Here is a 13,928-nt window from a genome sequence, read left to right on the forward strand (position 1 = left end):
AAACATACAAGCAGAAATGCTTTTATGCTTAAAAACTTTTGGAAAAATTGATTAGTTTGTTTTTTCCTTTTCATTATATAAAATCTAATAGTTTGTTCTGGTTATCCTATGGTTGAAAAATTCCCCTATTGAAATCAATAAGAAATGCCTTCACGCACGAATGAATTAAGCATCGTCTTTTGATATACATTACAATTATTTTCTCCTGGTTAAAAGAAAATAAATCAGGTCTATAATTTCACAGTAGATGCATATAAGCTACATCCTATCCATATAACTAAAGATAGGTATGCATATTTATTTGAGCATCCTGTGATGTCCTGTATCAGATGGAAGGTCGGTAATTTGCGTAGAAGGGCACTTCTACTTGTTTTTTTTCTTGATTCTTAATTATTTGGGCCGCATATTTACCCATTAAATCAAAATCGGTGGAAATGGTCGCAATACCATTCAAAATAAATTTTTTCAGGGCAGTCTCATTATAGGAGATTACGCCAATATCTTTTCCGATTTTTAGTCCTTTCTTGATGCTTTTTTCTAGTATGAGTTCTAGATCGTCTTCAGCAAGATTGATATAACACTCACCTTTTTTGATGGGTTCTTTGGCAAGATTACCTACTAAAATATGATCGAATGCATATTGATTACAAAACTTGTAAAAGCCTTTAATAATCGCTTTGGGGTAATCGCTATGGTCTGGAAAAACTAATTTTATCATTTGGTAACGCGAAAGAGGCTCAAGGAATTTTTCTAAAGCTTCGTAGATATCTTTCTCGTAATTTTCATATACGCAATCCACATTATCGCTGATACCATCAATGTGTTTGCCCAATAGCATCAACTTTTCTTCCGGAATCAGAGACAATACCTCAGGAGCCTGATCACGGCCTTCTTTGAAATGTGGAAATACGACATAGCGATCGTACTGTTTATTCAAATTGAGTAATAATCTTCTCAAATGCGAAATGTCGCTATTGTAGACAAATAAGTCTAAGGAAGCTTCATCACCTAATTCTTTTGCGAAAGCATCATACACAATTTTTTTGTGTGCACTGAGTTTATTGAGGAATAAAGCAATTTTTAATTTTTTCGCGACATCGGTCTTTGCTACAAAATAACCTTTGCCAGGTGTCGAAGAAATGACCCCTAAACTTTTTAGTTGTTTGTACCCTTTTTCAACAGTATCTCTTGAAATATCAAGATAAATACTTAGTTCATTGATAGAAGGCAAAATATCACCTTGTTTGAGGTAATTATTTCGAACTCCATCAATTACAGCATCTACTAATTGAATATATTTTGGAGTAGATGAAAAGTCGTTTATCTGAATACTTTTATTAAAAGAAGAACTGCTCATAGGTTTATTTGTTAGTGTAAGTATAAAGAAAATACTTTTTTTTTTATACTCACAAGCTACCTTTACATTTACTTATTTTAAAAACTGAATAATTGAATTGGTCCATTTAATCCACTATCCATGATTTTCCATTGGCTAGCATCAAATGGTTTGTAATTTATGTTTACAAAATTGATCTCGTGATAATTTTTCCAATTTACTTTTCGGGCATCCAAATCACGCATACGATTTGCCATTAAATTTGCCACCTCAATACGTACGGTATTTTTGCCAGACTGTAAAAAGTCGCTCACTTCAATGTGGTAAGGATGTGACCAAACTATGCCTGCATCTTTTCCATTTATTATCACTCGTGCACTTTCCCCCACAGCTCCAAGTTTTAAAAGGTAAGATTTCCCTTCCTTTTTTGTCAAATCTATTGAAGTCTCATAGACTCCAATTCCAGAAAATTTATTCATATCGGCTTTATTCAGCGCCGTCCAATAACTTAATTTGGATAAAGTCTCCGCTTTAGGTAATTGAGGACCTCCTTTGATAAAGGTCAGTTTCCATGGTTGGCTGAAAGAATTTACTTCTTCTAATATTTCGATATAATTATAATCCTTTTCTACTTTCTTTTCATCCGAAGCTAACACGATCCAAGCATAGCCCGAAGGAATCTGCAATCTTATATGACCTTCTTGTTGCGGCAGATTATAAATTTTACCAGTTTGCGGATCCAACAAAGAATAATATTTTCGAACATTATTTAACGCTACTTTTTGATCCACATTGCGTTTGTTGTGATTTACCAAATAATAATACACCTCATTTCCAACCACTCTTCTGGTAAAATTAATACCTGTGCGTACCAATCGCTCCGAAAAAATTTGTTCTGTTTCTAAAGCTGTTTGAACATCTGTAGTTACATAAATCTTTCCCTTGCCATACTTAGTATATTGATGTGCTACATCAGATTTTAATTTAAGCAAAGCTACTTGGTCAGCCAATTGTTTCCTTCGAGCTTCATAATTGTGATAGCCTTCTACATCTTTAGGTAAAGACTCAAAAATTACAGTTGCACCATCACTGGCTAAACGCAATAAATTTTTAAATGTCTGTACAGAGAAATACTTTGTGGAGGGCACATAAATTACTTTATAAGGATTTGCCTTTTCGGATGTCACCAACTGTTTATTCTGCACTTTGGTCTTTGCGATAAAAGCATCCGAGATAAAATCAAAGCTATATCCTTGGCGCTGCAACCTTACGGATTGTTTATAAAATGAAGAAGGATGCAACCATTCGTCTACATGATGCACACTTAAGGTCTTAAAAGCTGATGTGGTATCTTGCCACACGTCATACACAGGCCAATACACTAAAATTTCATTATCAGCAACACCAGATTGCATTACTGATTGGACGCGTGTGACGTAACTATTTAAACCTGGCAAATGGTCCCAAAAAGAATTGTTAGTAACAAAATTTGTGGAAGCATAAAATAACCAACCTGGAAATGATACGTCATTTGGCGTATACGTCGTACCATGATAAAATACGTGATTTACACCCGCCAAAAACAACTGCTCTACTTCAGGCTTTGCTTGCGACAATGCCGTCTTGAAATGCTCCGTCAACCATGTAAATGTTTCTGAGGTGGTATATTTTTTACCTGAAAGGTGCGTAGCCGACGTAGCAAATTTAAACATCATAGGGTCTGGATCCACGTTACGTACATCTTCCTTATCACGACGAAGTCCTGGGATATTGAAAAAACTAGAACCGAAAGTTTCACATTCCGCAATATCCGTACTAGCGTATAAGTCGATCAGATTACCTGGAGATCCATGCGCTTGATTACGAGATAATGCATTATGGTCATTCGTAAACTTTGTGAAAGGGACTAAGAAATTATTTTGCAAACAATAACTGATCACCTCTCTATAATCTGTTTTTATACGTGCTTGACGGTCTAAATCTGTTCCTTTGCCTGAAAAATCCAGCAAATGATCCTGAAGTTTGTATCCTTTTATACGTTCGAATTCAGCTAAGAAAGAATCTGTCCAATTCGCGCCATATACCTCATAACTATCATTGAAGAAAGAGCGAACGTTTAGATTTTTTCCATTGAAAATATGGGCAAAATGATCAAAATAGAATTTTGCAGAAGCCTTACCCAAATGATCTACCGTCATACCTTCTCCGCCTGGAGCGGCTCTTTTGACCTGCTGCCTCGTACGACCTGTAAATAGGGCTATCACTTTAACATTATCTGAGGCGATCCATTCTCCCGAAGTCGAAGTTAGGTATTGATCCAAATTAATTTCTGCCCCATTTCCTTTGAAAGCGCGTAACGCTTGTAATTGGGAATAGGTTTGTTTTTTATCACTTACTTTCAACGGAAAAGTAAGTTTTGCTCCTTTTTGTAAATCTATTTCATCCAAAAAGAATTTAGTAGCGGCATACTCATTGGTAACAAATGAACCACCAAATGGCCATCCTGTACCCAAATTCATATCCACGCCCATGCCCAACTTTGCTGATTGATCCGTAGTGACTTTCAACATGTCCAGCCACTTGTCCGAAAGGAAGTTTATATAACGTTTTTCGAATCCTTTTGCACCATAGATAGGCGTTATCTCCACTCCACCGAACCCCGCTTGGTTCATTAATTGTAGCTCGCGCTCGAGATTTTGCTTATCAACTGCCGAACCCATCCACCACCATCTTGTCCAAGGTTTCATTTCTTTAGTCACCTCAGGCCACAGATTTTGCGCTGAAGACGTAAAAGTCGTTAGGCCCAATGCACAAATCAGTGCTAGTATGTTTTTATTCCTCATAATTTAGTCTAAATGAAAAACGGGTACCAAAGGGATTGAAACTGGCGAGGAATCAGCATTTGTCTCCATGATATCCGCCATAAATTCCCACCATTTCTGAACTATTGTATTACTTCCCAGTTCTTGCGAAGAGCTTCCCGAAAGACGTTGCACTGCAAATAAAGTGTTAGTTTCTTCATCCAAGAAAATACTGTAATCCGAAATACCACTTTTGCTAAGCAATTCTGCCAATTCAGGCCATATTTCCGCATGCCGCTTTTCATATTCAGCCTTCATGCCAGGTTTTAATTTCATTTTAAAAGCTACTTTCATGCTTATAATTTTTTATGAATATCTATTTCGATAATGCTCAATGTTCCTTTTGCGTTCGCGTCATTACGTGATACCCCATCGTCTAATCTTTTACCGCCAATTTCAGCATGTAAATTTTCCTGAGCAGTATACGATGCTCCTTTTAATTTAATTTTTACTTTTTGACCTTTAGTACGAGGTAATGTGATTGTGTAATAACCTAAGGTGGTTTTAGTCACGATATCAGTAACTAATTTATCATCAATATAAATTTCCAGAGGATAGGCTCTAGATCTAAAATTGTTTAATTTCACATCTATTTCGTCGATGAAATCGGTTTTAGACAGATTATATTCTATCCAAGCTGTTTGCATTTTTCCATCGTTTACCCAATCCGACAATTCATTATCATCAAAAGAAGCAACTACTTTGTCTTGATTAGCCCCCGCTGTAGCGAATTTAATTGGTAAGGTTATACGCTTGACTTTTAACGGAGATTCAGACAATCCTTCTCCTCTATCTAAATTCGATGGAAGATTTAGTTTGGAAGACTTTTCAAAAAGACCGTTATTGATTATGATAGGCTCTACTTTCCAAGATACTTCATCTGAAAGCAGACCGTTAGCGTGTGCTGTTAATTTTACTTCTCCTGTTTGATTGTATAAGGTTCGTAATAAAACTCTATTTACGCCAGCTTCTACAGGTAGTGATTCAGCTAAGATAAAATTATTGGAACCTTGTGCAATTCCACCCTTCCATTCCATAGGTCCAATAAATTTGAAATCAATCATGTTGGTAGCCGTAGGACAGCGGTTACCCTCTTTATCCAGCACTTCGACTTCTACCAATACCATATCATTACCGTCTGCATACAATCCGTTCTTGCCGTGCTGATAAGTTAATTTTAGGCGATAAGGTTCACTCGCCGTGCGAAGGATTTTCTCATTCAATTTGGTACCGCTAGCATCATAAGAAATCGCTTTGAGCGTTCCCTTTTCGAATTTTACATTCGGGAAATTGAATAAAAATTCCAGCGAACGTTGTCCTTCACCGATTTTTTTTTCGTTAATAAACAAGTCGACCTTTTCTCCAGCCGAAATGACATGGACATCTTTAATAGTACCTTCAGCGTAATTCCAATGTCCTACAATATGCAATCCTTTTGGATCGGGTTCAACCCAGCCGTTCCACATTACTTGATGAGCATAAAAAGCATCCTTAGGTATCCGCATGGCATCCACTTCGCCACTTCGGCGGTAATTTTCTTTGCCTCTAAAATGTGTATTTGAATCTGAGAATATAATATTTAATCCTCCAGAACTTACGCGATCACCAGTGCCAGGACGTACTTTGTAATACTCGTACCACCGGTTTACCGCTTCAATAGCAAAAGAATCCTGATTTCTATTGTAATCACTTGCATCATTTCCTTTGTACAAAGGACCTTCACCGTTTTTGTGGTAAGGATAAGTATATTCATCCCAATATTTTCGAAGTGCTTCATCACGCATATATTCCGTAGCGATCATGGGATGACGCGCACTCTTATTGATATAAAGCATCTCGCCCCCGTATTCTGCGATCTTGCTGTCCAACATTTCACGCGAACCAATTGCTCGTCCTCCATGCGGATCATACTGATCTCGAATTACTTTCATTTCGTCCATGTGCTCTTCAGATATAGATTCATTTCCACTTTCGTAAAGCAATACACTAGGATTATTACGGTAATAAATAATCGCATCACGCATGACTTCTTTGCGCTGTTCCCAACGACGACCTGTTACATCTTTTTCAGAATCCCCCGCTGGTAACATTTGCATTAGTCCGACTCTATCACAAGATTCCACATCTTGTTTCCAAGGTGTAACATGCATCCAACGCACTAAATTTGCATTGCTTTCCACCATCAACCTGTTGCTGAAATCGCTCAGCCAGGGTGCGACAGAAAGTCCTACTGCAGGCCATTCGTTGCTGGTCCGCTGTGCATATCCTTTCATCATAAGGACTTGATCATTCAAGTATACCATGCCTCCACTGAAAGCTGTTTTTCGAAATCCTGTTTTGGTTTCTACAATATCGTTGGTATTAGCAGTATTGTTTATTTTGGTCGTAATGGTATATAAGTATCCATATCCCCAATTCCAAAAATTCACATTTTGCAGCTGTGCTTTAGCTACCAAAATTTTTGTTTGACCACTGGCAATGCTGTAGGGTTGGGAAAATTCTTTTACAAGCTTTCCATCTGCGTCACGCACTTCTACACTGTATTTCCCTGATTGGGCTTGATTACTTTCATTTTTAACCTGAGATTCTACAAAAAGATCAAGTTTTCTTTTTTTAACGTCTATGTTCTTTGCATAGGTATAAACTCCTGTTGTTCCAAGGTTAGAAAATAGTGGCAAAGTCTGGTATACCCTAGGTTTGAAATGAATCCAAACATTTTTAGGTAGGCCACCATAGTTGGCATTGAAATTTCGATCATTCCATTGAAAAGTACTATTAGTGGCTTTTTCTCGATAAGACCAACTGTTGTCTGTACGTACAGCAATAATATTCTTTTGCGTTCTTTTAATGGCTTTCGAAATATCCATACCAAAAGCCATCACACCATTTTCATGTCGACCAATAAATTGCCCATTCAAATAGACTTCTGCCCCTTGCCTTGCTCCTTCAAATTCTAAAAAAACTTTGTCCAATGGCACATTGGTAGGAAGAATTAGATGTTTACGATACCAAACAATATTTGTGGAATGCTCATGAATAGCTTTCGCAAAAGATTCATTCTCATTCCACGCATGAGGCAGCGTTACTTGCTTCCAAATGGAGTCATTAAAACTTTCTTTCTCCGCATCTTTGATATCGCCAATATGAAGGCGCCATTCGGCATTGAGACTATATACTTTACTATCCTGCGCATATATTGTATACACAAAAAAACTAAAGCATACAGTTAAAAAGTATGTAAGACCAATATGTCTCATTATAATTTTTTATCCAGTAATTTATAAACTTCTGAACCAGCTAATAAGAAACAACCTAAGCCGTAATCTTCAAAATCTGGAACTGAAGCAAAGCTTACTGGTTGACCATCTTTAGGCTCTTTACCTGTTCCCTGCAAGTAACCTAAGAAACCTGAAGGGTGGATAGCTTCCTTGAACATGGCATTCCATGCGCGCTCCATCGAAGGACGATAGGTTTTGGCATCCAATAAACCATTATTAATTCCCCACGCCATGCCGTAAACGAACAGAGCAGTACCTGAGGTTTCTCTTCCGCCAAAATTTGTCGGATCATGCAAACTCACATTCCAGAAGCCGTCTTCGCGTTGGCAAGCCAACAAGCCTTCCATTAATTCTTTGTAATCCTGCAAATATTCAGCACGGTGCTTTTCAGTTTCAGGAATTAAATCCAACACACGTACCAATGCTGCAACCACCCACCCATTGCCTCTGGACCAATAACAATCTTCTCCATTTGGCTCTTTGTAAGGAGGTACAAAATCTTTATCTCTCCACCACAATTTATCAGCTTTGTTGTACAGCCCTCCACCTTCTACATTTTTAGAGTGCGCATACATTTTGTACATGTAATCGAAATACGTGTCATCTTTATACATGACACCTAATTTCGCAAACACAGGCATAGCCATTTGAATAGCATCAATCCAAGTCCAATCATCATATTTTCCAGATTTTATGACGTAGTCAATATTTGCTTTAATGTCCTTTATACGTTCAGGTTTAGGGTCAATTTCATACAAATCCAAGTAAGTTTGGCCGCAGGCTTGATCATCCGCATTACGAGTGGTTGTACCATTACGCAATCCCCATTTGTGATTCTCACCCCAATCTACAGCATAATCATAATAGCGTTTGTCTTTATCGATTTTGTACAAAGCCATTAGCCCTTCATAATATACACCCCGAGTCCATATGTTACTTGGTCGCCAACGATTCGTATAAATTGGTTTCCCTGTATCAGGCCATTTATTCATAAAATAATTATTGGTTGTGCGCAACACAGCGAGCACTTCGTCTTTGTTAATCGATGAATTCGTTGTGTTGGAGATTTTACTTGTGGTTGCACATCCGATTATAAAAAACACGGAGCATAGTATTGAACTTATAAGGGCTATCTTATTTCTTTTCATATCAAATGATTAGCTGGTAACGTCAAAAAATATTTAAAAGCATCGGTAGAATGCTTTGTATTGGTTACATTAATAGTACGAGTATACTGTAAATAAGCTTCTACAGCAACCTGTAGTGTCCTGCGAAATCTTATTTAAAGCTCCTTCAGTTTATTTCAAAAACTTTTTTAAGCCGATATTGGAATTTGATTTCAAATAATTGGCTACTAATTTGGCATTTAATTCTGCGCCTTCTTTGATGGTATGCGTCGCATCTTTTTCGCCGAAATAAGTAGATTTTACTTTTTGCTGTCCTTCTTTCTCATAAACTGAGATAATCAAATCCTGCAATGGAATAAAATGAGCACCACTTTGAATAGCTGCCTCTTTTGCCCAATCAGCGTAGTTGGATTTTCGGACCTTCTCTCCTTCCCAAGAATTACGAGGAATTGGCGAACAGATAATTGCAGTAGCACCCTTATCCTGGATATTTTTCACAAAACGACGAAGATAAAAACCATAGCTGTACACCATTTCGTTTTGCTTAAGCAAAGGATTAATCACTTCTTCATACTCGTCTCCATTCCCCTTTAAAGTACCTCTTGCTCGCAAAGTATCCACAACAGGACTTGAATCATTATGTCCAAATTGCATGATTACGTAATCGCCAGGTCTAATATTATCTAATACTTGTTGCCACAATTTTGGATTGTTGTAAAATGTTCTTGTACTTGTTCCTCCTAAAGCCTGATTGCGTACTTCTATCTTATTTTGATCAAAATAATTCGCGATAAAACTGCCCCAGCCCCATTGACCATTGGAACCATCACCTCTGCCATTTTTTACTGTACTATCGCCAATTACGAATAACCGAGTCTTATTTTCTTGTTGCAAAAAAGAATTGAGCATTAAAAATGTACAAATCCCCAAAAACAGTAATCTTATATTTCTTAACATATTATAATGACTTTAAATATTTTATAATAGGATGTTGTAACGTCGTAAGACCTTCTATTACAGAAGCGGCATTTTCCATCGCCCCTTCGTAGTTCGTATGTGTATGATCACCAGGAAAGTATTTAGACTTTACAAGATCAGGCCCCAACTTATCGTATTTTTTCGCAGACAATTCATTCAAATCCACAAAAGGAATATTTTCTTCTTCTGCAATTTGCCTCGCCCAAAGACCAAAATCTTGATTGGCACGTCTTACTTTTCCTTCAGCATCCCACTGATTACGTGGTATCATAGAAAGTAACACCGGCTGCACGCCTTTACTCTTGGCGGTTTTCACAAATCGTCTTAAATTTTCGCCGTAGGTATGCACGACTTCAAATTGGTTATTACCCCAATCCAACACAACAGAATCACGTCCTATTCCTCGCAGGACACCTCTATACCCTTGGCGCGAAGTGTCAGGCTTACTGCCTTCATTATGTCCAAACTGGATTAAGAGGAAATCTCCTTTTTTCATCAACGAATCCACTTTTGCCCAACGTCCTTCCTTTAAAAATGTGCGAGTACTGCGACCTGCCATGGCGTGGTTTGCAATTTCCACCTTAGTAGTGTCTAAAAATTCACTTAATAACGATCCCCATCCCCAAAATTCTTTATTGCTGTTACGAACCGTTGAGTCACCAATTATATAAATTGTAGGTTTAGGTTTTATTATATAGGACATTAACATCAGTCCTATTACTCCTATGGAGACTATTTTAAATATTTTCATAGCTATTCAATACTATTTCTTTTTGGACTTCACAATTTTGATGTTAGGTTTTGGAGGTGTACCCATTCCTGTTCCCAAATAATATCCTGTATGTGGTGGTTGATTATATCCCACATTTTGCCAGGCAATACTTAATCTATATTGCGGATCATGCATAAGTGTATACACTCGATGCGGGGTAGGAATTGTTGTCGTATAAATCCGCAAAGATTGATTGTCTGCTGAACGAAGAATCAATTCTTCACGCCAATCTCCAAGGATATCAGCTGATAAATTCGGTGTACTTTTACTTCCATTTATCGAAAAAGCACCATCTGCTGTGAATATCCTTCCAACATTATACTTCTCAATATAATTGCTATTTAACAATTCACGGCTTAAATCATCATCCCACCAGATCAAAAAATTTACAGAACGCGGAGCACGTCCTACTGCTTCTCCTTTCATATTATACGCATTGTATGAACCGGCCCACCACATGTAAGCACCTTTATAATTGGGATCTATATTAGCAGCTACACCCCTACCGATATCTTCATCAATAGCACCTTTAAATAAAAGTTCACCCGTTTTTGCATCCAAGAGTGAAGTACCAATACCTTTTCTTCCTCCTTTTAACTCGTGAATTCCAAATATCTCTAACCCTGGTCTGTCGGGATCCAAATCAGTAACATGCAGTGCATCACCATGACCTAATCTTGTACTGTATAATCCTTTGCCATGGTCATCCACAACCATAGACCCAAATATTATTTCATCTTTGCCATCTTGATCTACATCTGCAACAGACAAGCTGTGATAGCCCTGACCTGAATAAGGATTATTACGACCTTCGGTATCAAATACCCATCTTTTCACCAGCTTCTTATCTTTATAATCCCAAGCCACTAAAGCGGTTCTCTCATAATAACCTCTGGTCATGACCACTGAAGGATTGACACCATCCAAATAAGCTATACAGGCTAAATACCTGTCTGCACGATTGGCATTGCGATCTCCCCAAGACATCAGTTCGCCACGCGCCGGTAAATAATCTACGGTGTGAACGGCAGCGCCTGTCAGACCATCAAAAACTGTTAAGTACTCAGGTCCTTCGAGTATTCTACCGAAAAAGCGGGAAGAAGGAACTGTATCACGCCAATCAGCATTCGGGTTTCCTATGTACTTTCCTAATCCGTCTTTTGTTCCATCTGCTGTTTTACAAACTAGTTCAGCCTTACCATCGCCATCCAAGTCGTACACCATAAATTGCGTATAATGTGCACCTTCTCTAATGTTCTTGCCCAGATTTATTTCCCAAAGGAATGTTCCATCCAATTTGTAGGCTTGAAAAATAGGTTCAGAAGTGAGTCCATTGTGCGCATTATCGCGACCTATTCCGGTTTGATGCACGATCAATTCGTATGATCCATCGCCATCCAGATCACCTACTGATACATCTCCTGGAGTATATCCCTTAGGTGTTCGCAAAGGAATATTTAGGTAAGGTTGATTATTTTGGTCTTTTGAAAAGTTATATCTTGCGACTTCTTCTTCCTTTTTATTTTTTAGGACTGTCAAAATATAAGTTACATCCACTCCTACTTGAAGAGTCTCATCCTGAAAATTTGTACCTGCAATAAGTGGTTCTGCATTCAATTTAGTTTTTGCCGACTTTGCGTATTGTCTATAAAGATTGAAAGCAGTAGAATATTCGTCAGTTGCTAATAATCTCCAACTTAGAAAAACTGAAGATTCACTGGTTTTAATACCAATGAGACCTCTATCCAAGTATTCCATCTTTCGCTGTGCGTAGCAAAATATTCCTTGCAATATCGAGAAGAAAAGGACAACTATAATTCGTACAGCATACATAAAGCTACTTCTATTAGACAATTAGATATTATTGTTTAACTACCTTTTTACCATCTACCACGACATTTTCCAATTGGAAGTTCTCGATATAGCTTTGCTTAATGTCACCCGAACGAGAAGCTTTAACGTTCATATTGATAAATGAAAAATCAGAAAGTTTGTATTGCGGAGAATTGATCACATCAAACAAGATATCACATTGTAAATCCACATTTTTGAAAATAATATTTTTGGCATAAGACATTTTGATATCCTTTTCGCCTTTTAGATCAAAGAACTGTGTCCATGGTTTGATAAAAAGCACACTTTTAGCATTACCTTTTACATTCTCTAGCGTAATGAATTTGTATTCCTGTGGTGTATCGGGACGCATTTTTAATTGTAAAACCTTTTGGGCTTGGTCCACTGTATTATTTCTAAAAATAACATTAAAGCTCAAAATAGATTCACTTCCGCAGGTCAATGCGCTGTGACAGAATCCAAATGAACAATTTTCAATGATAATATTCGAGTTAGGTCCATTATTTGGATCAACATCTGCTTTTGGCCCTTTTCCACCTTTTAAAGCAATCGCATCATCGTTTACAGATAGGTAGCAATTCTTAATGAGCACATTTTTGCAAACATCTAAATCTACCGCATCTGAGCTTGGAGCCTTCACAGGCTCTTTTGGCGCGGTAATATGTAAGTTTAAAAGTTTTAAATTTTCTACCTTATAAAAATGTGTCGTCCAGAACGGAGAATTGCGCAACTTAATTCCAGAAATATGAACGTCTTTACTATTGGAAACATACAATAAGCGAGGTCGCATTTCGTCCATATTCGTGCAATTTGGGTTAAAAGCTCTACGTAACCAAAATGCTTTCCAATAACGTAGACCATTTCCATCCAACATACCCTTTCCCGTAACCGTAAACCCATCCACTTCATCGGCATTTACCAAAGCAGCAAAATATTTCAGCGTCTGTCCTTCCATACGCGTCATCACCAAATCGAAATTGGAAATATCGTCGCTTCCTTTCAATACGCCACCTTCTTCTAAATGCAAATGTGTCTTAGGCTTGAAGAACAAAGACCCACTCAAGTAAACACCTTTAGGCACGACGATAACGCCGCCACCATCTTGATATGCTTTATCAATTACTTCTTGAATCTTCTTAGTTTGAATTACAGTACTATCAGAAATGACACCATAATCTGTTATCTTATATTTTTTACCCAATGAATTTACATCCACTAATTTGGCATCAGAAAACCAAGAACTGATCAACTCTCCATTAGGAAATTTTTGCTGTGCTTTCGCTGAAAACACTCCCATACAGAGATAAGCTAGAAGGTAAACTATACTGTTTTTCATTGATTAATATTATCTAAGGGTTTATAATTCGGTCCTATAATTGGACTTTGATAGATAACTAAACTATCAACAATAAGTCGATTATCCAACCTGTAGCATCCTGTTTTTGGCTATTTATATCCAATTAGTTACAATAGAGTAGGAAGGTAATCATTATTTGATTACCTGACCCCTCACACCACCGTACGTGCCGTTCGGCATACGGCGGTTCATTAAACATTAACAGTCTTTGGGACTATTATATCGGTAAGATATAGTAGTCCTTCTATGTTTCCGTGTTTTCTATTTTCTTTCAAGATATCGCTCAGCGCTCCCTGCTACTTTTCTGCTTCCAGCATATCCCTTACAGGGCAGCTCTCCATTCGGAGTTTTCTGCTTTCTTTACG

Annotated in this window: 9 protein-coding genes; all 9 read right to left on the reverse strand. The window is 37.6% G+C overall.

Annotated features, from left to right (window positions below):
- Positions 1-325: 325 nt before the first annotated feature.
- The 9 genes from H8B04_RS03375 to H8B04_RS03410 all read right to left on the reverse strand — a co-directional run bounded on the left by H8B04_RS03375 (position 326) and on the right by H8B04_RS03410 (position 13,542).
- Positions 326-1,357, reverse strand: a complete 1,032-nt coding sequence (locus H8B04_RS03375) for a GntR family transcriptional regulator (RefSeq protein WP_165291254.1) — start codon at positions 1,355-1,357, stop codon at positions 326-328.
- A 77-nt stretch (positions 1,358-1,434) separates the two neighbouring features.
- Positions 1,435-4,179 carry a glycosyl hydrolase gene (locus H8B04_RS03380; protein ID WP_190301449.1) on the reverse strand — a complete coding sequence of 915 codons (2,745 nt, stop codon included), beginning with the start codon at positions 4,177-4,179 and terminating at the stop codon, positions 1,435-1,437.
- A gap of 3 nt (positions 4,180-4,182) precedes the next feature.
- On the reverse strand, positions 4,183-4,491 hold the full coding sequence (rhaM, locus tag H8B04_RS03385) for an L-rhamnose mutarotase (protein ID WP_190301450.1): 309 nt from the start codon (positions 4,489-4,491) through the stop codon (positions 4,183-4,185).
- 2 nt (positions 4,492-4,493) lie between these two features.
- Positions 4,494-7,403, reverse strand: a complete 2,910-nt coding sequence (locus H8B04_RS03390; protein ID WP_317170636.1) for a DUF4982 domain-containing protein — start codon at positions 7,401-7,403, stop codon at positions 4,494-4,496.
- A 50-nt stretch (positions 7,404-7,453) separates the two neighbouring features.
- On the reverse strand, positions 7,454-8,623 hold the full coding sequence (locus H8B04_RS03395) for a glycoside hydrolase family 88/105 protein (RefSeq protein ID WP_190301452.1): 1,170 nt from the start codon (positions 8,621-8,623) through the stop codon (positions 7,454-7,456).
- A gap of 150 nt (positions 8,624-8,773) precedes the next feature.
- Positions 8,774-9,511 (reverse strand): rhamnogalacturonan acetylesterase, encoded by a 738-nt coding sequence (locus tag H8B04_RS16975; protein ID WP_223815236.1) that lies wholly within the window; start codon positions 9,509-9,511, stop codon positions 8,774-8,776.
- A 49-nt stretch (positions 9,512-9,560) separates the two neighbouring features.
- Positions 9,561-10,331, reverse strand: coding sequence for a rhamnogalacturonan acetylesterase (locus H8B04_RS16980; protein WP_206366861.1), 771 nt, complete (start codon positions 10,329-10,331; stop codon positions 9,561-9,563).
- Between the two features lie 12 nt (positions 10,332-10,343).
- Positions 10,344-12,110, reverse strand: a complete 1,767-nt coding sequence (locus H8B04_RS03405; protein ID WP_262891402.1) for a rhamnogalacturonan lyase — start codon at positions 12,108-12,110, stop codon at positions 10,344-10,346.
- A gap of 103 nt (positions 12,111-12,213) precedes the next feature.
- Complete coding sequence (locus H8B04_RS03410; protein WP_190301453.1) at positions 12,214-13,542, reverse strand: rhamnogalacturonidase; 1,329 nt, start codon at positions 13,540-13,542, stop codon at positions 12,214-12,216.
- Positions 13,543-13,928 lie beyond the last annotated feature (386 nt).

The organism is Sphingobacterium litopenaei (genome assembly GCF_014692495.1).
Taxonomy (GTDB): domain Bacteria; phylum Bacteroidota; class Bacteroidia; order Sphingobacteriales; family Sphingobacteriaceae; genus Sphingobacterium; species Sphingobacterium litopenaei.

Bases quoted from the DNA above. Each gene is read 5' to 3' on its own strand.
- H8B04_RS03395 (WP_190301452.1), bottom strand. From the start codon at position 8,623: ATGAAAAGAAATAAGATAGCCCTTATAAGTTCAATACTATGCTCCGTG.
- rhaM (WP_190301450.1), bottom strand. From the start codon at position 4,491: ATGAAAGTAGCTTTTAAAATGAAATTAAAACCTGGCATGAAGGCTGAA.
- H8B04_RS16975 (WP_223815236.1), bottom strand. From the start codon at position 9,511: ATGCTCAATTCTTTTTTGCAACAAGAAAATAAGACTCGGTTATTCGTA.
- H8B04_RS16980 (WP_206366861.1), bottom strand. From the start codon at position 10,331: ATGAAAATATTTAAAATAGTCTCCATAGGAGTAATAGGACTGATGTTA.
- H8B04_RS03405 (WP_262891402.1), bottom strand. From the start codon at position 12,110: ATGGAATACTTGGATAGAGGTCTCATTGGTATTAAAACCAGTGAATCT.
- H8B04_RS03375 (WP_165291254.1), bottom strand. From the start codon at position 1,357: ATGAGCAGTTCTTCTTTTAATAAAAGTATTCAGATAAACGACTTTTCA.
- H8B04_RS03410 (WP_190301453.1), bottom strand. From the start codon at position 13,542: ATGAAAAACAGTATAGTTTACCTTCTAGCTTATCTCTGTATGGGAGTG.
- H8B04_RS03380 (WP_190301449.1), bottom strand. From the start codon at position 4,179: ATGAGGAATAAAAACATACTAGCACTGATTTGTGCATTGGGCCTAACG.